22 protein-coding genes are annotated in these 22,130 nt (G+C 38.5%); 11 read left to right on the forward strand and 11 right to left on the reverse strand.

All coding sequences use genetic code 11. From position 1 onward, the window contains the following. Positions 1-42: 42 nt before the first annotated feature. Genes EKM98_RS01475 through EKM98_RS01485 form a run of 3 tightly spaced genes read left to right on the forward strand, consistent with a single transcriptional unit; the run spans position 43 to position 5,641 of the window. Positions 43-2,040 carry a fructose-specific PTS transporter subunit EIIC gene (locus tag EKM98_RS01475; protein ID WP_125980030.1) on the forward strand — a complete coding sequence of 666 codons (1,998 nt, stop codon included), beginning with the start codon at positions 43-45 and terminating at the stop codon, positions 2,038-2,040. Next, positions 2,037-4,634 carry a glycoside hydrolase family 38 N-terminal domain-containing protein gene (locus EKM98_RS01480; protein WP_125980032.1) on the forward strand — a complete coding sequence of 866 codons (2,598 nt, stop codon included), beginning with the start codon at positions 2,037-2,039 and terminating at the stop codon, positions 4,632-4,634. The genes EKM98_RS01475 and EKM98_RS01480 overlap by 4 nt, the downstream gene beginning before the upstream one ends. Before the next feature lie 23 nt (positions 4,635-4,657). Further along, positions 4,658-5,641 (forward strand): Gfo/Idh/MocA family protein, encoded by a 984-nt coding sequence (locus tag EKM98_RS01485; protein ID WP_125980034.1) that lies wholly within the window; start codon positions 4,658-4,660, stop codon positions 5,639-5,641. A gap of 742 nt (positions 5,642-6,383) precedes the next feature. Here the strand turns inward: EKM98_RS01485 and EKM98_RS01495 are convergent. From EKM98_RS01495 to EKM98_RS01525, 7 genes are all read right to left on the reverse strand, one after another. Beyond that, a complete protein-coding gene (locus EKM98_RS01495) occupies positions 6,384-6,626 on the reverse strand; it encodes a DUF2922 domain-containing protein (protein WP_125980038.1) in 243 nt (80 codons plus the stop codon). A gap of 242 nt (positions 6,627-6,868) precedes the next feature. After that, positions 6,869-7,084: a hypothetical protein gene (locus EKM98_RS01500; protein ID WP_125980040.1), complete on the reverse strand. Its 216-nt coding sequence runs from the start codon at positions 7,082-7,084 to the stop codon at positions 6,869-6,871. A gap of 562 nt (positions 7,085-7,646) precedes the next feature. Then, complete coding sequence (locus EKM98_RS01505; RefSeq protein ID WP_125980042.1) at positions 7,647-8,054, reverse strand: hypothetical protein; 408 nt, start codon at positions 8,052-8,054, stop codon at positions 7,647-7,649. Further along, the gene (locus tag EKM98_RS01510) at positions 8,044-8,241 is read right to left on the reverse strand and encodes a type II toxin-antitoxin system Phd/YefM family antitoxin (RefSeq protein ID WP_125980044.1); all 198 of its coding nucleotides are present in this window, start codon (positions 8,239-8,241) and stop codon (positions 8,044-8,046) included. Before EKM98_RS01510 ends, EKM98_RS01505 begins: the two co-directional genes overlap by 11 nt. Before the next feature lie 137 nt (positions 8,242-8,378). Further along, positions 8,379-9,716 (reverse strand): DnaB-like helicase C-terminal domain-containing protein, encoded by a 1,338-nt coding sequence (locus EKM98_RS01515; protein WP_125980046.1) that lies wholly within the window; start codon positions 9,714-9,716, stop codon positions 8,379-8,381. Continuing rightward, positions 9,706-10,569 carry a conserved phage C-terminal domain-containing protein gene (locus EKM98_RS01520; RefSeq protein ID WP_125980047.1) on the reverse strand — a complete coding sequence of 288 codons (864 nt, stop codon included), beginning with the start codon at positions 10,567-10,569 and terminating at the stop codon, positions 9,706-9,708. Before EKM98_RS01520 ends, EKM98_RS01515 begins: the two co-directional genes overlap by 11 nt. 647 nt (positions 10,570-11,216) lie before the next feature. After that, complete coding sequence (locus EKM98_RS01525) at positions 11,217-12,044, reverse strand: hypothetical protein (RefSeq protein ID WP_125980049.1); 828 nt, start codon at positions 12,042-12,044, stop codon at positions 11,217-11,219. 439 nt (positions 12,045-12,483) lie between these two features. Here EKM98_RS01525 and EKM98_RS01530 point away from each other — a divergent pair, with 439 nt between their 5' ends. From EKM98_RS01530 to EKM98_RS01565, 8 genes are all read left to right on the forward strand, one after another. Further along, positions 12,484-13,047, forward strand: a complete 564-nt coding sequence (locus EKM98_RS01530) for a sigma-70 family RNA polymerase sigma factor (protein ID WP_125980051.1) — start codon at positions 12,484-12,486, stop codon at positions 13,045-13,047. 64 nt (positions 13,048-13,111) lie between these two features. Beyond that, complete coding sequence (locus EKM98_RS01535) at positions 13,112-13,306, forward strand: hypothetical protein (protein WP_125980053.1); 195 nt, start codon at positions 13,112-13,114, stop codon at positions 13,304-13,306. Between the two features lie 561 nt (positions 13,307-13,867). Continuing rightward, positions 13,868-14,074: a type II toxin-antitoxin system HicA family toxin gene (locus EKM98_RS01540; RefSeq protein ID WP_125980055.1), complete on the forward strand. Its 207-nt coding sequence runs from the start codon at positions 13,868-13,870 to the stop codon at positions 14,072-14,074. A gap of 4 nt (positions 14,075-14,078) precedes the next feature. Further along, complete coding sequence (locus EKM98_RS01545; RefSeq protein WP_125980056.1) at positions 14,079-14,480, forward strand: type II toxin-antitoxin system HicB family antitoxin; 402 nt, start codon at positions 14,079-14,081, stop codon at positions 14,478-14,480. A 471-nt stretch (positions 14,481-14,951) separates the two neighbouring features. Then, complete coding sequence (locus EKM98_RS01550; protein ID WP_125980058.1) at positions 14,952-16,082, forward strand: acyl-CoA dehydrogenase family protein; 1,131 nt, start codon at positions 14,952-14,954, stop codon at positions 16,080-16,082. A 63-nt stretch (positions 16,083-16,145) separates the two neighbouring features. After that, positions 16,146-16,961 (forward strand): phosphate/phosphite/phosphonate ABC transporter substrate-binding protein, encoded by an 816-nt coding sequence (locus EKM98_RS01555; RefSeq protein WP_125980060.1) that lies wholly within the window; start codon positions 16,146-16,148, stop codon positions 16,959-16,961. A gap of 14 nt (positions 16,962-16,975) precedes the next feature. Beyond that, positions 16,976-18,166 (forward strand): cobalamin-independent methionine synthase II family protein, encoded by a 1,191-nt coding sequence (locus EKM98_RS01560; RefSeq protein ID WP_125980061.1) that lies wholly within the window; start codon positions 16,976-16,978, stop codon positions 18,164-18,166. Beyond that, positions 18,163-18,636, forward strand: a complete 474-nt coding sequence (locus EKM98_RS01565; protein ID WP_125980063.1) for an OsmC family protein — start codon at positions 18,163-18,165, stop codon at positions 18,634-18,636. Before EKM98_RS01560 ends, EKM98_RS01565 begins: the two co-directional genes overlap by 4 nt. 556 nt (positions 18,637-19,192) lie before the next feature. Here EKM98_RS01565 and EKM98_RS01570 read toward each other — a convergent pair. The 4 genes from EKM98_RS01570 to EKM98_RS01585 all read right to left on the reverse strand — a co-directional run bounded on the left by EKM98_RS01570 (position 19,193) and on the right by EKM98_RS01585 (position 21,983). After that, the gene (locus EKM98_RS01570; RefSeq protein WP_125980064.1) at positions 19,193-20,080 is read right to left on the reverse strand and encodes an aldose 1-epimerase family protein; all 888 of its coding nucleotides are present in this window, start codon (positions 20,078-20,080) and stop codon (positions 19,193-19,195) included. Positions 20,081-20,155: 75 nt separating this feature from the next. Then, on the reverse strand, positions 20,156-20,977 hold the full coding sequence (locus EKM98_RS01575) for a Cof-type HAD-IIB family hydrolase (protein WP_225418505.1): 822 nt from the start codon (positions 20,975-20,977) through the stop codon (positions 20,156-20,158). A 182-nt stretch (positions 20,978-21,159) separates the two neighbouring features. Further along, entirely contained in the window at positions 21,160-21,453 is a 294-nt protein-coding gene (locus EKM98_RS01580; RefSeq protein ID WP_125980068.1) for a PTS sugar transporter subunit IIB, read from the reverse strand. A gap of 62 nt (positions 21,454-21,515) precedes the next feature. Next, on the reverse strand, positions 21,516-21,983 hold the full coding sequence (locus EKM98_RS01585; RefSeq protein WP_125980069.1) for a PTS sugar transporter subunit IIA: 468 nt from the start codon (positions 21,981-21,983) through the stop codon (positions 21,516-21,518). Between the last annotated feature and the right edge of the window lie 147 nt (positions 21,984-22,130).

The following is a 22,130-nucleotide window of genomic DNA, read 5'->3' on the forward strand; positions in this document are numbered from 1 at the left end:
AATTGTAAGATAAATTTATATACCTAGAAGGTAGGGATAACAATGAAACTCGCGGAATTAACTTCAAGCGATCTAATTATATTGGATCAATCATACTCAACTAAAGATGAGGTCTTTGATGCGGTTGCAGAACGCCTAATAAAGGCAAAGATCATTCCGGATAAAGTTGATTTTGAGAAAGCACTTTATGCGCGTGAAAAAGAGAGCCCAACTGGTCTTGAAAATGGAATTGCCATACCACATGCCAAGTCCAGTGCTATTAGTCGACCAGTTTTTGCCGTGGTTAGATCAACAACGGTTATTGACGGCTGGGAAAGCCTGTCACCAGACAACAATGTTTCGTTAATTTTTCTATTAGCAATACCCGAGAAAAGCGCTGGTGATTTTCACGTTGAACTTTTGGCCAAGCTATCACGAGCAATGTTAAATAAAGATTTCATCACCAGTGTTAAAAATGCCACACAAGTTGAAGAAGTGATTAATGCGCTCGATAGGGTTGACGCAACAGAAAAGAATAAAGCAACCACTAATGAGCATGCTACATCCAAAAAGGGCTTAATTCTTGGTGTCACTGCCTGTCCAACTGGTATCGCACATACTTATATGGCAGCAGAAGCGATTGAAAAAACGGCCAAAGAAATGGGCTATGACGTTTATGTCGAAAAACAAGGTGCCAATGGGATTGAGGATCGCCCGTCTAAAGAACTCGTCAAAAAGGCTGATGGTTTAATTATCGCTGCCGATGTGGATTTGCATGAAATGAACTATTACGCTGGACTCCCTTATATTTCTGTACCTGTTTCAACACCAATTAAGGACGCCAAGTCTTTAATTAACCAAGTCCTTAACCATCCAGATGGTAAGTTTACAACTGTTGAAGATGATGAGGAAGAAGGCCCAAGTAATAAAAAAAAGTCAATAGGAACTGAAATGTATCAGGCATTAATGAGTGGTATTTCATATATGATTCCAATTGTTGTCGGTGCAGGGCTAATGTCGGCAATACCACAAATTGGTGGGTTGTTGTATGGTTTAAAACCAGGTACTATCAGTAATATTGCCTATGCAACGAGTTCAAATTCTATCCTGCAATTTTTATATAATTTCAATAGTTTCGGTGGCTTTATCTTTTCTTTGATGTATCCAGTATTAGCTGCGTTTATTGCTTATGCAATTGCAGGTAAAGTTGGCTTAGCCCCCGGTTTCATTGGTGGCGGCTTAGCCGGGGGTCTGATTTACACAGTTAACGGGATTAAGGATCATGTTTCCTCTGGATTCTTAGGCGCAATTTGTGTCGGCCTTGTTGCTGGTTATTTCTGTCGATTCTTAAACCAAAAAATTAAGTTATCTAAAAATATTCAATCTTTGAAGCCGATGCTTATCATTCCCTTACTCAGTATTATTTTGGTCTATGTTTTAAACCTTTATATTTTCGAACCAATCGGTGGTGGCTTAAACAAGCTACTTGTTGACATTATTGGTCAATCAACAGGTTCGTACTTTATTGCAATTGTGATTGCTTTAGCAACTGCCTTTGATATGGGTGGTCCCTTCAACAAAGCGGCTTTCGCGGTTACGCTGGCACTTGCCGCTGATCACACTTTTCCCATGACGGCAAATATCTTAGGTTGTATTATTCCACCGTTAGGTATTGGCGCTTCAGTAATTTTAAATCAACATGTATTTAAGCGTGATATTTACGATGATTCATTAGTTGCAGCGGGGTATACGTCCTTTATTTCGGGGATCATCGGAATTAGTGAAGGTGCAATTCCGTTTGCTTTACGTGATCCGTTAATTACAATTCCATTAAATATGGTTGGCTCTGCAATAGCAGCCGTTGTGGCAACGTTCTTTAAAGTAAAAATCTGGTTCCCAATTCCTCAATTCTGGGGCTGGCCACTAGTTGAAGGCTTATTGCCATATCTACTTTCGTTATTAATCGGTGTGCTCTTTGTTGCTATTGGTAATATTATGATTCGTGACCATATTGCCAAAAGAAAAATTAAAGTTTCTAAAAAGCAGTCGGTAGCAGTATGACAGAAGGCTATATAGTCAATTTAACTCATTGGGATCGAGAGTGGTATTTTTCCAATCAAGATGCAGTGGTTTTGAGCGACGAATTATTTTCTGATGTACTTGATGAATTGGAAAAACGGCCAGAAGCTAATTTTTGTTTGGATGGCCAAAGCTCAATTCTAGACGAATATTTGCAAATTCATCCTGAAAATTCACGTCGGGTAAAAAAACTCGTACAAAATAAACAATTATTTATTGGGCCTTGGTTTACGCAGAGTGATTGTCTATTAGTTGATGGCGAATCTCTAATGCGTAATGTAATGATTGGTATCCGAGATTGTGAAGCCTATGGTGGTGCTATGTCAGTTGGTTATATTCCTGATAGTTTTGGATTTAATGCTCAACTACCAACGATTTTAAATCAGGTTGGTATTGATAACATCATTTTTTGGCGAGGTATTGATTATCAAGAGCAAGTCTCATCCCCTTATTTCAAATGGCAAGGACTTGGTGATACTAGCGTAACCGCAATGACTATTCCGTTAGGCTATGGCTGTGCCCCGAACATGCAAACTACATCAGAGTATATTTCGAATCGGCTAGATAAGTATATGAACTTTATTAATGATATTAGGCCACAAGACAATGTACTGGTGCCTGCGGGAGGGGATCAACAAAATATTGTCACGAATATTCAGGATAAACTGAATGTGATTAATCAGAAAAGTAAGTATCATTATCACATTAGCTCGTTTAGCGATTTCTTGAACAAACTTAAACAGAGCAAAGAGTTGCCAAGTTATCGCGGTGAGTTCAGACTTCCGGCCTATGCACGACTTCATCGGACGATTTCATCAGTTCGGATAAATATTAAACAAGCTAACCATAATGCAGAGCAAAAACTAATTAAACAAGTCGAACCTTTGATGGTCTTAGGCCGAGAATATGGGATTAATATTTCTCAAGAATTATTAGTCGACGCCTGGAAAAAAGTCCTAGCTTCACAAGCACATGACAGTCTTGGCGGTTGTGTTTATGATGCTGTGTCTGATGATATCATGCACCGCTACAAAGAGGCAGACGAGCTTTCAGACGGTATTCAGAATTTAATTTTAAGACGGTTGGCCGATAAGTTGGCGCTATCTGAAAATCAAGTTTTACTTGTGAACACTGAAGCAGAAGCTAAGGATCGCTATTACAAAGTAAATATTTTGACTAATAGGAAAAATATCAAATTCAAAGGTATTACAGATGCGTTTATCGTTAACGAGCACTATTATCCTGCAAGAGAACATATCTTAATCGAAAAGCCAGAGGGTAAGAGCTATCTCACTGAACCTGCTTATTTTGAATTATCAGTGATGTTAAAAACAACTGTCCCTGGCCTAGGATATAAAGTAATTGACTTTAATGATGATCAGTTGGAGTTACCAACTTTTAAGACTGTTGAACTAAATTCAACACCAAAAATTGAGACTACTGACGTTAAAATTGAATTTTTAAACGGCAATATTTCTGCAACTTTCAATGGTAAAACAATGCCCAATTTAATAAAATTAGTTGATTGTGCGAATGATGGTGACACCTATGATTTTTCACCGTTAAAAGGAGATACGGAAGTTGAACTACCGTTTAATACAGCCAACGCACAAGTGAGTGGGAAAATTCAGCAATTAATTATCAACGGGACGACAAATCTACCTTACGATCTCATTGACCGACAAAATACGTCTGGTCAAACAAAGGCAATCAATTATAAATTAGTCCTGAGTTTAAACGATGATACCAATACTATTTCGGGTGAATTTTACGTTGATAACACAGTTTGTTCTCACCGGATGCGTTTAGTCTTAAATCCTGAAATAAAAAATGCTGACGTTTTTGCTGGCTTAACCGCAGGAGCGCTCAAAAATAATCAAATTGATATGCACGATACTGACGGCTATGATGAATACCCAGCACCTTTAAATGTGTTTGATAAAGTAGTCTCGCTTAGTAATCATGCTTCATCTTTTTCCTTTTATGGTGGTGCAAGTAAAGAATATGAATTAGCCGCAGATAAGCTCTATATCACATTGTTTGCGAGTACTGGTCAGTTTGGAAAGCCCAATTTAATGTGGCGCCCTGGGCGTGCAAGCGGCGATACCACTAACCAGGGGCACGTGATGATAGCAACACCAGAAGCACAATTACTTGGTCCGCAAGAGTTTGATTTTTCCTTGAAGCTATTTTCGCAGACATTTAATCCCTTAAAAGTTCAAAGTGTTGCCGACGAGGTCTATGCAGCAAACGTTAGTTACCAGAACCAAAGCTTGAATTATTTTATAAATAGATTAGATAATAAGATTCAAAAAAAACAAGAGAAGCCTTTAACCAAAAAGAAATCAGGGATGCTTGAACTTGATGGACTCACTGTGTCATCAATTTATCCCTCTTACAAAAATAATAATAGGTATTTAATTCGGGTAACCAATCCAACTAGCAATGCAAAGAAAATTAATACTGATCTATTTTCTAACCATAATCCAGAAATTGTTAACGCGTTAGAAGTTCATCAAGAACAAAAATTTGTTGTTGAACCCTACGATATGGTTACAATAAAGTTAGATTATTAAGTGTTATGAAAGGAAATTAACGTATGAAGATTACAAACTGGGGTATATGTGGCACTGGTTTTATTGCAAACGATTTTGCGACAAAGGTTGATCGTTCAAAGTTCAATATTTTAGGGGTATTTGATATTAATGCGAACTCTTTAGCTAATTTTGCAACCAAATATGATATTTCAAATACTTATACTGATTTTGCAAAAATGGCTTCAAATCCTGATATCCAGGGCATCTATATTGGCACACCTAATTCAACCCATTACCCATTGATGATGCAGGCCTTAAATGCCGGAAAAAATGTTCTGGTTGAAAAAGTGGCTACCCTCAATGGACAGCAATTAGATCAAGTCCAAAAATTGGCGCACAAGAAGGGCTTAGTTGTTATTGAAGGGGTCACAATGTATTACATGCCATTGTTCAAGAGAATTAAAGAAATGGTGATCCAGAATAAATTGGGTAAGCTTAGTACCGTCAACATTACTTTCGGTAGTTCTAAGGAATACGATCCAACAAATCGCTTTTTCAGTCTTGAAAAGGGGGGCGGTGTCCTGTTTGATATTGGTACTTATGCACTTTCTACGTTAGTGTATTTCATGGGTATTGAGACTAAATTATTAAATACTAAAGTCATTATGTCGGAAAGTGGCGTTGACGAAAAATCCAGTTTTATTGTAGAAAACGACAATCAGGTTCTTGGTACCGCTACAATTGCGTTCAGGGGTAAAATGCCTAAACAGATTATTGTCAGTGGAGACAAAGGGTACGTAGTGATTAAGGATTTTCCACGCGCCGAAGAAGCAACGGTTTATTGGAATAATGGCGAGAGCGAAAACATACAAACCGGTGACGAAAATCAAATTTTTAATTATGAACTGACACGGCTTAATGTCTATTCAGATAATGCAACAGGTAGCGAAGAGGACACACGTAAATTGACATCCCGTGTCATTCATATTATGGACGACGCCAGAAAAGAATGGGGCCTGAAATTTCCACACGAAGAACTTATCTAATATGGTTTGGAATAGGTCTAAGAAATAATTAATGCTTAGAAAACTGACATAAGTGATCTAAAAAGAGTTTGGTGCTAGAAAATCGGTTATCCGATTCTTTAGCACCAAACTCTTTTTACTGTCCCGGTTTTAATTTTATGCTCGGGGTGCAATGTATGGCCCGTTCATAACAAGAAATAATGATTATAAGGTATTCGCGTTAAATTTTTCTTCGATTAATATAAAAATCTTCTTCCATATAGTTATGATAATGTGCTGTAAAGTTCTGGCGCGCATTAAAACGAACTATAGCAATGGTTAGTCTCGGGTCCTACATTAAGTACTTGGGGCAACTGTCATCAAATCGATATTCTTTGTTCTTTTCATCAACCAAATACATAGAAAAAATCTCCTTTTTTTATTTTAATGTATACCAGGGGCACGTCACATAAGGCTAGTTATATTGGATTACAACATTATTTAGCACAACTCGGGGAATTTCATGATATAGAAGTGATCGTTATGGAGACAAACAGCCGATTTTACAAAGTACATTTACACAATCTACAGGATATGGAACATTTGACGCATGACGCCATCTTTAACGTTCAATGTAATGATCAGTGATGAATACAAATAACGCCCCTGCCAACTATTGGCAAGGGCGTTATTTATTTCCGCTCATTATTCTAGAACGTACGCCAAAAGTCTGGATTAACTTACGTTACGCAGTAAACCCAAAAGCGACTTTTGTCCCACTCCACTATGCATCAGTTTTCGCTGGCTTTTCGGCCTTGAAAATTGGTGTAACGGTTCGTTCAGTATAATTGGCACCAACTGGATGCGCGTAAGGATTGGCAAAATCGACTTCGAACATTTTGAGTTCAGCGATTGCCTGCATCGCTGTCTTGACCGTTGTTTCGTCAAGATTCTGTGAGGCGTAGTTCATGCGCAAGTGCTTTTCCTTACCATTTTCACTGGTAAATTCCATGTCTAGTTGTTTCATAGGTTGAATTCCTCCTTAATAGTTAAGTGTTTACTTGGTAAATATTGGTAACTATGATCGTAGTGACAGACATTGTTTTTAACGTGCGCCTAAAGTCATATTCCTGCGGTTAGCTACAACGGCCAAATCACCTTTTTCAAAGGTAATTTGTCTGTTTAGGCTGCGATTCGGACTTCGGTCCATCTTAGTCTGATCGACAACGTTAGTAATCCTCAGAATATAACCGACTCTAGTCCCACTTCTTAGATCTCTTCTCCAGGGAAGTCCTGGCGGCGGTAATTCACGATCACACCAGCATTGGCGCGGTGGCCGGAAAGTGCTTCAACCACTTTACCGAGACTGATAAGTTGCTCAGAAGTAACTTCTTCCTTACAATCGTGAAAAACACGAGTTGCTTCATTAGCAATATCAGGGCCAGTTACCTTAATTTCAACGTTCGTTTTAATCCAATCATCCATGAGTATGTCCTCCAATTTTGGGTATTGTGAATTAACTTCACATTAATTAATTCAATTAAACCCTTATTTTGTAAGTCAGTCGGTGGCCACCTGTTTTCTGCCTACATAGATATAAAACCCTCAGCATGCCAAAAAGTGTCACTAAAATTGAAAATAAATAAAATATTTTTTGAGAGTGTTTAAAAAGGCGATTAGATTCTGAGCATTAGCCTAAATTGGCGAATAATTCACGTAGTGGATTATTCGACGATTGTAGCTAAGCGCAGGAATCTGCCTTTTTAAACACGTTTCCGCTAAATTGGTTGGGAAAATAAGAACAAAAGTATTTTCAAAACACGATCTAAACAGATGATTTGGCTGTTGTAGCTACTATTCCGCAATTGAGGATTATTAGCTTAAATACGCTAATAATCTTGATGCTCCATACGTTGTCCATTCAACTACGGCGAAAAGCGCCAAGTTGAAGCATGGCAACCGCAGGAATCTGCATTTCCAAACACGTTTCCACTAAATTAGTCAGAGAAATACTAACAAAAGTATTTTCCAAACACGTTTCTGCAATTCATTTCACCTTACGACTCCCAAGCAAATGTAAAATACCCACAGCACTAGACTGGTGTAAGGTTAGGTAGTGCAAATACTGAAGAAAGTCCGCAGCGTGTTCTTCGCGGTAGAGTAAGGAGCCTAATTGATAAATTTGATCGTCTAAATAGAGAGTTTGACCAAGGTAGTCCCGCTTTGTACAAGTTGGCGTATGTCCTTGAGCAGTCTCGTTTTTAGTTATTTCGGGATCAAGCTTGGCTGCGGTAATCAGTGCGGCCTGGCGACTAAGTTTTTCTAGGCCAGTCATGGCAGTTTCTTTTTCCTGCTCTGCCACTAGGTGCTGTTTTGCTGCCGTTAGATGTTCAGTGGCAGTGTCTGCCTTAAAAACAATCAGCGAATCTTGGGAAAAATAAGGATCATTTTGCATAGTTAGTTGCCTCCAATTCTTTGGGTAAAAAGTGTTCCAACTGAGCCTGCCACTGACTGGCAGAAATTAATAAAAGTGCCGCGCCAGTGCGTTCATTGCGGACAAGTAAATAACTGCCAGTTTTATCAAGATCACGAACATAGCGATTTAAATGAGCCTTAGCTTCAGTAACGTTTATTTCTTTCATAGTTTTTCTCCTTGTTATGTTGAGAGTGTTTTAAAAAGCGCCCAGATTCTGAGCATTAGCCTAGATTGACGAATAATTTGCGAAGCGAATTGTTTGGCAATCGTAGCTAAGCGCAGGAATCTGCTTTTTAAACACGTTTAACGTACATCGTTTTGCATCTTAATTAAGCCATCACCGCAGGGGACGTCAACGCTAGTAGGGCGTTTTGTCGCATGGTTAATCGGTGTAAATTTCATCTGTTGCGTATCAAATTTCAGAGCGATCTCGGCCAACTTGCCGGAGCGATTTTTGCGGAAGAGTAGGTTGATATTGCGAATTTTACTCCGTTCTTGAATTTGATCTTCCAAATAGAGGAAGGACACAATGTTGGAATCTTGTTCGATACTGCCGGACTCCCGTAGGTCGGCTAATTGTGGCTTACGATCAACGCGTTTTTCCAGTTCACGATTAAGTTGCGAAAATAGAATAATTGGAATATCTAATTCATTGGTTAATAATTTTAATTCACGGGTAATCGCCTCGATTTCCAAACGACGATCGGTGACGCGGGCTTTCGTTCGCGTCAGGCTAACGATTTGAAGGTAGTCCACGATGGCAAAATATTTAACGCCTTTTTCGGCGGCTTTCTTGGCGTTTTCCCGAATCACTTTAATAATCTGAGGTAGGACCAGAATTTTGTCGTGTAAATTGACGTGTTGGGCCGTGATTTTAGGTAATACCTGATTAATTTGTTCTTTTTGCGCCGCAGATAATGAATTTTTCGGATTTCGTAGTTGGTTAACCGGAATACCAGTATGAAAGGCAATTGTGCGGTTGAAATTATCTGCGCCGGTCATTTCCAGTGAAAAATGATCGACAATAATTTCGGGATCAAGCGCTAAGGCACTTTGAATGAAACTTAAGCCAAAGGCCGATTTACCGATGCCTGGTCGAGCACCAATTGTCCAAAGAACACCACCACACAGGCCGTTGCCCAGGACACTGTCTAATTGCTGGTAGGCCTTGATTCCGGCCGATCGTGAATGAGTCATGTAATAGCGCAAATCGTCCGCGTACTCACTTAATTTTTTGGTTGGTAATTCAGGTAAATTTAAAACGCGGACTAATTGCGTTAATTGACTAAGTTCCTCCAAATTTTCGGTGGTAGGGAATTTGGCGTAACGATTTGCCAACTCCTCTAATTCACCTTGATAATACCAAGCCTTCAGTCCTTGTAGGACTGACTTGAACGTTTTGGTGGTGACACTGGTATCATGCAGTTTAACCCATTCGTCGTCCGCAAAATCCAATGGGTGAACCAGGAAGAAACGGCGTTTAACGTCCACCCAGTCCTTAAAATCACCGTTATTTTCTAGAATAACTTGGATGAGGTGTTGAAATTTAATCACGTGGAACCAACGAGCTTCAATTTCGGTACTTTTACAGACTTCTGGATGGTCCACTAAGTAAGCAACTGCGTCTTGTTCAAATTCCATCAACGACCACCGCCATTTCTTCTTTGGTAATTTCGATATCCTCAACCTTCATATGGCGGAAGGTTTCGTCCAAATCACGATCGCAGTCAAGATAAATCGCCTTAATTACTTCCGTTTCGGAGATTGGTTCGACATGGTGCACCACCGTTACCGGCCGTTCCGGGACAATATCGTTAACGTAATTAATAAATTTTGGCCCAAACAGTGTGCGCGGTCGAACAAATTTGCGCATTTCAATTTGAGTGCCCCATTCAGCCGACTTGGCCAAACTGACTTGCTTGAACTGCTCTGGTTGATAACCTCGTTGAAGCCAGGCAACAACATAATTTTCGTGGCGTTCGGTTTGGGGGAAAGTCTTGCCGCTGATTTGTGCCAGTTCAGTGACGATTTGTTGGGCCCGTTTTTGTTCAAGCGTGGTAGCGGGGTGCTTGAGATTCGGCGTTTTTGAAACTTTGGATGGCACCACTACTTTGGTTGATTTAACTGTTTTAGTAGTGGTGGTGGGTTCTGTTTTGGTCGTTGTTGCATTTTCTGGGCAAAATTGTTGCCAGTTGGCGATGTATAAAGCGTGCTTGTCATTTTCACGAAGGAGGCCAACTTTGAGGAGTAACTGGCACAGCGATTTGATATGCCGTGCGTTGGCTATGCCACAGACTTGCTTGATTTCGTTATTTGTATAGGCCTGTTGCGCCGAAGCCGAGATACGACCCCGATCGTCATTAATGGCGGCCTGATTCAATAAAAAATGCCAAAAACGAAAGCCAGCGTAATAAGTGTTGATTTGTTCTCGAGCAAGTTTACGGAACTCAGGTTGTGAATAAAGATTTACCGGAATATTAATTGAACTAAACATGTTTACCACTTCTTTCTTAATTAGGTTCTATAGATATAAAACCCGTAGCCTCCCAAAAAGTGTCACTAAAAAACAACAATTATTTTTGACCTTAGGCAAAAGCTGATAAGGACGGGAATAATTGCTGTTATTTTTTTTGAAGTTTTTTTATTTTTTTGTCTTTTTAATTCGACTATGTCGGCGAAGTGGTACTCGAGTTCGTACTCGAAGTGGTATTCGCGGACATTGATGAGTAACCGCGAGTGGGTACTCGCCGACAAGCTGACGGTAGCTGTTTTTTTGTTTGGGAAACACTTTTATTTAGTAGTTTTCTGACTCATTTAGTAGAAACGTGTTTGAAAAATACTTTTATCAGTAGTTTTCTGATCAATCTAGTGTAAACGTGTTTGAAAAAGCAGATTCCTGCGGTTGCCATGCTTCAACTTGGCGCTTTTCGCCATGCTAGTTCTTGCGGCACGTACTTTGCCACAAGAATAGACAACATTCGTAGCATCAAAAGTTATTTGCGATCTTTGCAAATAACTTACCGTAATTGCGAAGTAGTAGTTGAATGGACAACGTGTGGAGCATCAAGATTATTTGCGAACTGTGCTAATAATCCTCAATTGCGAAGTAGAATCTAACCGCTTTTTCAAACACTCTTTGTACTACGCCGATTTAAAAAGTTTTGCCACTAATTCTTTCGGTGTAAAAATCGGGTAGCGGCGTTTAATTGTTTGCATAATTTGCCAGCATTCACCATTATCACAGCAAGTCGCCGTTTTGATCCAACGTAGGGAATACAAAATGCCGAAGTGGCTCGCGCAATATTTTAATGGTGGGTAAACCGTATTATCTAGTAATTTCATTTGGCGGTGCAAGTAAGTTTCCCCGGTCAGGATGGTTGTACATGAGTAATTGCTAAAGCAACGGGCAAACTCTGTCTGTAAGTAAGTGATGAAGTGCAGTATTTTGGCAGCGTTTTGTAACTGGCGGTCAAAAAATTTCGCGGAATAATTGATTTTTAGAATTGTTTGGTCGGTGAAATACAGCAGTAGTTGTTCATCAGTGACCGCGACAAAATGGTCAAAGGCCTCTAAGGCAACGAAAGCCTTATTGTTGTCAGCGGTAGTTCCTAAAACGATGAAGCTGGCATTGCCAACAATGAACGGTACGTACTGATGAATATCAATAATACTAGCGAGGGATTTGACGACGTGTTCCGGCCAAAACCGTTTTTGCTGTTCAGTTAGTAACTTAGAAGTTGTTGCGCTAGTTAAATACAGGCGCCCCTGTTTGGTCACAATGAGACTATGACAGCGATGGCAATCGACGTTGTGTTTGAAAGTGATGGGCACACAAGCCAACGTATTGCTGGAAATGCGTGCTTCTTCGGAGTAACAAGCAGTTTGAAGCAGTGATTTTAATTCGCTAAGGTCCAATAAACGGTGGTTGCTAGGAACGTAACTTTCCCAATCATGCGTATTTTTTCCCAATAGTAACAGTCCTTTGAAAACAAATTTTTGACGTAAGTATTTTTTCCTATTTGACGTGCTTTCAAGCGCTGAATAGGACTTTTTTAATGTAACACGGCAATGGTACCGCTTTCAAATAGCTATAACTAAGAATTCAATGTGAGGAAAGCGTGAAAACGAAGGTTGGCTGCTCATTTTAAAATGAAAGCTTATGGTTGTGCGTTTCGTGGTAAAAAAAGTTCCGGAAATTCGGTAACGGCAATTTCTGGTTAAAATTCTTAATTTGCTAGGATGGGTCTGTTCCCCGGCGCTGGGGATCACAAAATAAAAGATTGCTTGATGAAGCAGGCGTTTACTAAACGTGCTAAAAGCGGCCTCCTGCAGTTGGCTACGTAAGCCATAAGACGGTTAATTCTCAGGCCCACCGCTTTTTCAGGCACTCTTGTCTGGAGTGATTCCCATGAACGAACAAGATAAGAAACTTTATAAAGCTGCCTTTACCTTATTGCAGGAAAATGAAAGTCTGATTTACGGCGCTCTCCGGCACTGTCGTGTGCGCCCAAGTTGGCAAGATTATCCGGATTTGGTTAACGAAAGTCGCTTAACCTTTGTGGACACTTATTGCCAGTTTGTTAAAAAGTTTCCTGAAAAAGAGGAGACCGATTGTTTGAACTATATTTATACCGCCATACTTTGGATGATTCGCAAGGTTCAGCGAAAAAATCGGATGCAAAGTTGCCATCTGATCCAGAATGAGTCGGCCTTAGATGAAGAATCTGATTACTTTGATTTACGCGCCGCAATTCAGGCCGCAGATGTTTTTGAAGAAGTTCAAGTGGATGAAATCTTTCGCAATCTGTTCAGTCGCTGTAGTAGTGTCGAGAAACAATTCATTGTTATGCGTTGCTTGGAAGATCAGTCAGTTACAGTTATCGCCGAACGCTTAGGTTACTCAAAGCGCCGAGTTCATCGCTTACGCAATCGAGTGGCTTTAAAGGCCTTGAAAGTGGTAGGAAGTAAATAAAGTGAAATATCAAAAAAAGAAGCAGACGTTTCGCGCACTTTATTAAGGAGAGGGGAAATAATTTATGAAAATAACGCTAGATATTACGAATGGAAATGATTTTATTTTATTGTCGCTTGACGAGGATGCAGTGGTGTTGCTGAAAAACGGAATGATTAAGCTGGAAAGAAGTTTTAAAGATAATTTTGCAGCCTTTGATTACTTTAAGGAGTTGAATGCTGAAATGATGGTGAAGAGTGAGGGCGTTGTGCGGGAATAGGAAATGCCTAGGAGAAAGACTAGATGCTTCTAGCACCATTAATTTGGAAGCTAATAGTGCTACAGTAAAAGCTTAATCTATTGAGGATTATTTATATAGAAGAAGATTGATTGCAAAGATTTCATCAAAGCCAGCATTATCTGCCTAAACGGGTAATTTTGCTGCTTTTTCAAGCACGATCTAGCTTAGGGAATGTTTGAAAAAGCAGTTAGATTCTACTTTGCAATTGAGGATTATTACTGGCCTCACTAACGATATCGATGGGACTAAGATGGACCAAAGCTCGAATTGCGGCCCAAAACGCTAATAATCTTGCTGCTACGAACGATGGCCATTCTTGTAGCAGGTCCAAGGATCACAGGTACAAAGTCTGTAACTGCTCACGATCTAATCCGTCTAGGTCACCGCTTCGGGACGATTTGCGTTTAAAATTGGTTCATTATTAGGTGCTTACAATGATTTAATTCCAGTTTTATAAAAATTGTTACACTAAAAAATTAAAATAATTGATTTTGTGCGCACAGCGACGTACAATTTAACTAAACTAAAGGAGCAACACAGATGACTGAAATCAAGGCAAAAAAAGTGGTAAAACAGCTGCTTGATGCAGGATTCTATGATTCAAGGATAAATGGCGACCACCATAGATTTAAGGACGATGAGGGTCATTATGTTACTGTTAATTACAGTAGATTAAGCGACTCAATTAAACCAGGAACTTATAGTGCAATACTAAGACAGGCGGGGCTTAAAAAGAATAGGGAGTGATCTCATGACAAAAGTTGTTGCATATCCAGCAGTTTTTGATGATACAGAAAATAAAAAAGGCGAATATACAGTTACTTTTCCAGATGTTCAAGGCGCAATCGCTGATGGAAATAACATTGCCGAAGCCATCAATAGTGCTGCTATTTCGTTAGGGCTAATTTTATTTGATGCCACGGAGTTACCTGAAGCTAGTGATATCAAGAAGGTACAAGAAGAAAATTTAGGAAAAATTGTTTCCTATGTCTCTGTTGACCTAGATAAGGCGGCCGAAGATTCATATGAGCCAATGACTAGAAAAAATACGCGCATTCCAACCGACATTGCTAAAAGAGCCGAGAAAGCCGGCATTAATTTTTCGGTAACTTTAACCGAAGCTTTAGAGAAAAAACTGGCGGCTAAGGATTAAAACCGGATTTCTACGTTCTAATTATCAGTGAATAATCAACGTTCGTTATAATCCCATTATGGCCGACAGAAGAAGTTTGATATTTCCTCTGTCAGCCATAATGGGATTTTTATACGCCGATATCAAAGCGATGCCCGATAAAATGGAATTATTAGAAGGGTTAAGGTCTTGGGTATAGTCAGCACAGCTAGTTTCTAACTAATATTGAATCGCAGAAGAAATCTGATTCGACATACAACACATAGATGGAAAAAAAGGTCATTCAATTTAATTACTAATTAAATTGAAGGCCTTTTAAATCCTCAAGAACATAACCTATTGAAAAAATAATCACAATCTATTGCCAAGCTCATTGACATCGCTTACAATGAAAACGTGCCTAAATTTATTATTTCATTAGTTTTATATTTCAACATTCATTCTGTTTTAGTAGACCACGATCACCAATTTGTTTAAAAAGGGAGAATCACAATGAAAAATTATTACGATGAAACAAAGAAATTTTCGAAAAAGCATGTAGCACCATTTTCAGTCAAGACTGATCAAGAAATCACATTCCCGACAGAAACTTTTAAAGCACTGGGAGATGCTGGTTATTTAGGCCTATTAGTGCCAGAAAAATTTGGTGGTCAAGGCAAAGGATTGCAAGAACATGCCCAGGTCGTTATGGCCTTGGCTGAAGATAATCCAAGCGCTGGATTATGTTATATGATGCATAATGTGGCACTGAAATGCATTATTGATAATGCCGATGAAACATTGGTTAAGAAAATTTGTGAAGACGTTATTAATAATCACGTCTTTTTAGCATTAGCATACAGTGAATTTGGTACAGGGGTTCATTTTTACAAACCAGAACTCAAAGCAACTAAAGAGGGCCAAGCAACGATCCTGAATGGCAAGAAGAGTATGGTTACTTCAGCCACACACGCCTCATATTATTTAGTATTAGCGCCAAGTGTTGAAAAAGCGGGTGATATTAATAATTGGGTTGTTCCCGTAGATAGTGCTGGTTTATCATTTGATATGCCAAAATGGAATGGCCTAGGGATGCACGGCAATGTCTCTTGTCCAATGATTTTAAATAATGTACATATGGATCCACTGTATCGAATTGGTGAAGAAGGAACTGGATTTGGCCAAGTATTCACGACTGTTGCTACCTTCTTCTTAACTGGATTAGCGGCCGTTTCAAGTGGTATTTGCTTAGCGTTGAGTGAACAGGCTAACGCCCACGCGCTAGAGCGTAAATATCCTGGTGGTACAAGTATTGCGGAAATTCCGGCAATTCAAGAACATTTGGCTAAGATTTATATGCACGCCGTTTCGGCCAAGGCTATGACCTTTGAAGCAGCCCGTGCCGGTGCTGAAGGTGCTGATGATGCAGTTACTAAGATCTTTGCGGCTCGAATTCAGGCGTCCGAATTTGCGATTGATTCGGCCACTCATGCAATGCGTGTTGGTGGTGGTTGGGGCTATAATAAAGGCTTACCAATTGAAAGATACCTACGTGATTCATTTGCCGGTCAAATTATGGCACCGAGTGTTGATGTGTTAAATAGCTGGTTAGGGAAAGTCGTTACTGGCCAACAAATTCCTTAAAGATCAATCTGGATTTGCAGAAGCATAACAGGTGAATAAATATTTTTATTGGAGGATTTAATCATGAGTACAGATGTAATAAGAGTTGGTGCAGTAATTTATAATCCTAAAGTCACCGTTATTTGGGGTGTCATTAGTGACTTTTTGGCGGCACATGGTGCCAAAACTGAATGTAAGTTTTATAAAAATTATGACATGCAAGTTACGGCCATGATGAACGGTGAAATCGATGTTGCCTGGAATTCACCATTGGCCTGGTTAGACACTTATCTGAGGTCCGATGGTAAGTGCCTGCACGGTGTTATGCGGGATACTGATCAAAATCGTAAATCATATTTTGTCGCACGAAAGGCCGATCATTATTCAAATACGTTAGCTTTAAAGGGCAAAAAGATTGGGTTTGGTGCGATTGATTCACCACAAGCTCGTTTAATTCCAATTCTGCATCTACATACTCGTGGATTGGAATATCAAAAAGATTATATCGAGCAACGTTTTGACGTCGGTGTTGGGCTGCAAGGTGACCACATTGGTGGTGAACTAGATGCGATCAATGCTTTAAAGGATGGCAAAGTCGATGCTGCCGTTACCCTAGATAAAAATTGGGATAATTGGTCAGTTGACGGCACTATTGATCCTGATCAACTTGAGGTCATTGAACAAACTAGGGTTTTTGATCACTGTATCTTCACTGGCCGCCCAGGACTGGATTTTGGTTTATTTGAAAAATGGAACACGATTTTAATGGAAATGGACTATAACGATCCTGAGCAAAAAAAGGTTATGGATATGGAAGGACTGCAGGAATGGGTACCAGGCCGTTTATCAGGTTATCGCCAAATCCAGCAGGCTAATAAATATTTACACTATTTTGATTAAAGAGGTAGTCGTGGATGGCTAAAGCAGATAAATTAACATCAACCTTATTTCCAACCACTTTGATGGGCAGCTTACCCCGGTCCCGGGACATAATGCGTGCACGACGCCAATCTAAACGCGGTCAAATAAATGAAGATGACTATCAAAAGCTTATTTTGAATGAAACGACGCAACGGGTTAGATGGCAAGAAAAATTGGGCCTAGATCTTATTACCAGTGGCGAAATTGGCCGTGATAATTACGTTTCATTTGTCGCCGAAAAAATTGATGGTGTTGCCATGATGAGTATGAATGAATTATTAACGCATATTGATGATAAAAAACGTTTTGAAGAAATTTTAACCACACTTGATGTTCCTTCAAGCACAATAAATAATCCAGTTTGCGTTGATAAATTGAAGTACAACAAGGGTTTGGCAACCGATGAATTATTGATGATGCGGCAGGCAACGGATAAACCAATTAAAATTACCTTACCGGGACCATATTTGATGACGCAATCAATGTGGTTTCCTGAAATTTCAAAGAAGGCTTATGCCTCAAAGGAAGCGTTAGGTCAAGATGTTATTCGTATTTTGATCAAAGAAATTGATGAGCTAACGGCCATTGGTGTTGAGGTGATTCAAATTGATGAGCCTGTTTTGACTGAAGTGGTCTTTACTCCAGGTAAAACGCGGACCTTCATGTGTGCGGCTTTGTCTGAAAAACAAGATCCTCATGACGAATTAATTTTTGCCACCTCTTTGATTCAACCAGTAATAGATTATATGAAACAAAAAAAGGTTATAGCATCGATGCATGTTTGTCGTGGTAATTGGAGTAAGGATGAGACCACCTTGCTTTCTGGTTCTTATGCACCGTTACGAACGTTATTTCACGATGTTGCTCCTGATGTACTTAGCCTAGAATTTTCGACACCACGGGCCGGTGAGATTCATTCGTTATTTGGGGATGAGCAACTTCCAGCTAATACTACTCTTGGTTTAGGAGTAATTAATCCGCGGACTGATAATGTTGAAACTGTTGAGCAAATTATTGCGGAAGTACATCTTGCTCAAGAATTTTTACCGAATGATCGAATCTGGTTAAATCCAGATTGTGGTTTCGCAACATTTTCCAATCGTCCTGTAAATAGTTACGAAGTTATTGAACGTAAAATCAACTCATTGGTTAAGGCCGCAACTGAATTGAGGCATCAATCATGAGCGATCGTATTGATGAGGCCAATTTTTATAATGTATCTTACCGGGGAATCACTGGGGAACATGATGAGGTTAAAGTGCTGACTGATAAGTTTGAAGTAACTGTTAATAAAGGTATGAGCTTCGATATTGAGAGTAATGAGATAACCAGTGTGGACCATTTTGCTAGTGCGCTCATTAGTGATTTAATGCTTGCCTTTAAAAATTATGCAAAATATAGAAGTATCGATATTGATAATTTGGAAGGATTAGCTAAATTCAAAATTGCGGCGCCCTTATCGTTGTTAATGGTTGAAGGGTATACTCAAGAACCAAATATTGCTAGTATCGAGATCACGCTATATCTGTATTTAGATGTAGCAACGCATGAGGAATTTTTGAGCTTTTGTCAGAAGGCTGTTTCTTATTCGTTAATATTTAACTTATTAAAGCGGACTGATAGGATTTTGATTAGTTTTAAACAGGTTTTTTAGGACAATTAAAATATTGTTACTTTCCAAATCAATATCAAATGATTTAGAAAATAACAATATTTTTTGGCGGAACTTAAAATTTCAATGTAACTAGAAAACGAGGTATGATTCAATCCTTGATCAGACAAGGTTGAGTCATACCTCGTTTTCTGGTTGTGTTGTTGCTAAGTTTGATTAATGCGAGCTTATTTCTTAGACTCAGGTGTTTCAAGTTTAGGTCAACTTATTTGCATAATTAACGGGTATTGCGTTTAGATTCTAAATCCGGTTAATTATTTTCTGTTAAAAAATGACTAAATTTATCTAAATATCAAAAAATTATTTCTCGCATATAGTAGCATTGGCTGTACTGCAACAGTCTAGAGAAGTAGTAGCGCATTTTAATAGTTATTTGGAAGATCAATCGGTTAAATTTATTGCTAAATGTTTATGTTGTTCACAACGGCAAGGGCTATTGTGCTGCATTGAAAGTTCCAAACGGTGGCGAATAGTGGCTCCAAAAAATTACAGCAAAAAAATAAATCATCGCTGATTTATTTATAAACATCATTTTGGCCTATTTCAACTCAAGTTGATAGGCCAATTTTTTAGTTTTTCCAGCATCTAATAACATATTACCTTGTTTAGCAAAGAGTTCCGTAATGTCACCGTATTTATCGGGTAGACCAGCAAATGGTTCAATACATAGGAATGGTGCCTGCTTTTTTTCTGGGCTCCACATTGCTAAGTAAGGAAAATCGCCAGTGGATAGCGAAACTGAGTGTGATGTCTTATTCGATTGTAACGTGACTTGAGTTATTTCCTTATTTTCTAAAATAATTAGGCCATCGTCGAGTAATTTATGGGTTAATGGGATGACATTGTTTTCCGTCGCCGCTGTAAACGGGATGATATTGCCAGTTCTGAATGGTGCGGGACCAATTTCCCATTGTTTTAGCGAAATAGTGGCTGGGTTTAATTTTAAGGAATAGTCTTCAAAACTACCTTCACCATTTAACGGAACGTTGAATCCAGGATGGACGCCAAGGGCAAATGACATTGATTTCGTATCCTGATTAATTACTTCAAATTTAACCTGAAGCTGATTCTCTTTTAGCGTATATAAGATTTTGAGGCTAAAAGCGAACGGATAGGCTTTTTTTGTGCTTTCATTAGCGGTAAATGTAAAAGTGGCCGCAGTGTCATTTGTTTGCTGAGCGATAAATGTCTGGTCACGGCCGAAACCATGTTGTGACATTGGGAAGGTTTGTTGATTGATTCGATATTGGTCTTGGTTTGATTTGCCAATGAAAGGGAACAAGATTGGTGCGTGGCGTTTCCAGATTCCTTGGTTATTATCGGACCAAATATAATTAAAATTAGCCTGTTTTTGGATGATTCGTTGGATTTCAGCGCCCTTTTCACTAATTTCTACCTGTAATTCACTATTTTCTAGTACTATCATGAATGAATTCCTCGTTTCCTAAATTTTACTGTCCAAGGGTAATTATAGACTTTTGAATTTAAAAGTGATTGGATATTATAACAAATTGAAGTGGTGCAGGCCTTGAATTATTCCTCCTTCAGTATTTTTGGTGGTAATATATTCGGCCTGTTTTTTTACTGTTTCGATACTATTACCCATTGCTATTGAATGATCTACTGCCTTAAACATAGGAAGATCATTAATGCCATCTCCAAAGGCATATGTTGGTATGTCCTTAAAATTCATGGCGTCTATTAACTTTGTTATTCCGGACTGCTTGGATTCATTTTTTAATACTGTATCCATTGAATAAGATGACGTTCGGAAAAAGTTTAGTTGATTACCATAAATATTTGAATAGTATTTGTAATTTTTATCAGCAATAATTAATAACATATAAATGATATTATTTTTATAAAATTGAGGATCTATTATCGGCAGAGGTGAATTAAAGGCGCGATAGTGCTGCCTTGCAGACTTAGTTTCGCGTGTGATGCGAAATTTATGTTCATTATAGAATCCAAGTGCATCACCATTTCTTTCGGCCCGTTCATAAATATCTTGAATTAGTTTTGTATCAATTTGGCCTCGATAAATTGGCCTATTTTTATAAGTAATATATGCGCCATTCATGAAAATACAAGTATCAATATTGGATTGCTTCAAAGCAATTTTAATTTCGGCCGGTGAACGTCCCGTGGAAATTATCGGGAGTATGTTATTCTCCCGAAGCCCAGTTAATGCATTTTGAATATTTTCTTCAACTCTTAGTCTGGTATTTAAAAGGGTATTATCTAAATCAAAAAAAACTAATGCTTGATAAGTCATAATATTTCTCCTTGATATGTTTTGAGGATATTTTATGATCATAATCATAATGAACCAGGTGATATAGTACTTCAAATAAATAATTTTCAAGAAAAAAGTGTTCAAATAAGGAATTAACCAATATTTGGACACACTTAAACTAGCTTAATGAAAGATTTGATTTACAGCATGTAAAACCGTTTGATATCAGAGAGCAAACTATTTCGTAATTGAAAAGATGTGCCAAATTACTATTTGTTAATTCCTAACTCAGCAATGATTTTATCCACTACGGCATCTTCTCCAATATTAGTTAAAAAAGGGAGACCATTGATAATTGGAACACCAACATCTTCAGTGTATTTGGCGGTTGTGATGACTAAATCATAGTCCGACGCCATAGATGGAATTTGAGGGATGGAAGTTTGGTCAAATGAAAGTTCTTTCATGTTGATCCCTTTATTCTTCAAATCTTCCTCTAAGGCACTCCGTGCAACAGTTGATGTAGCAATACCTGAACCACAAGCTACTAAAATTTTTTTCATAATTAAACACTTTCCCTTCAGTTTGAATGATTTAGTAAATAAAATCGATAATTATTTATACCTTAAACTTTGATATCCTTAAAAGTATGATGAAGGTCCTTATACAAGGAATCCTTATCTTCATATGCCAAAATTTGTTCAAGGTGTTTTTGATCTTGTACAATACCCATTAATTTTTGCAACATTGTGATTTGTCCATGAGGTTCGCCAATGGCCAACATAATAATTAAGGAAACATCAAGCTTGCTGTCGGGATCGCCCATGTTATGAAATTTGATTGGACTATCTAAGGTCATAACACCTAATGCCGACTTGATTACATGCGCTGAATCAGCATGTGGAATAGCAACACTAATCTTTCCGGTAGGTAAACCAGTAGGAAATTTTCCTTCACGATCAACCACAGCATCTTTAAAGGTAGATTTTACAAATTTATTAACGTATAATTTATCGGCCAAAAAATATAATGCGCTTTCATTATTTTCAAAGCTTTTATTCTGAAATATTAATTCAGGATGTATTAGACTCAATACCCGCATCTCCTTCTATAGATAATTTAACTTTACAATTTGATAGTACACTTTTTTTTTGCAATATTCAATACTTTGCTAAAAAAATAATGCAAACGTATTCATAAAACTATATATTTTTGGCATTGATGTTGCATTAAATCTTTT

It is taken from the genome of Loigolactobacillus iwatensis, from assembly GCF_003950295.1.
Lineage (GTDB): Bacteria > Bacillota > Bacilli > Lactobacillales > Lactobacillaceae > Loigolactobacillus > Loigolactobacillus iwatensis.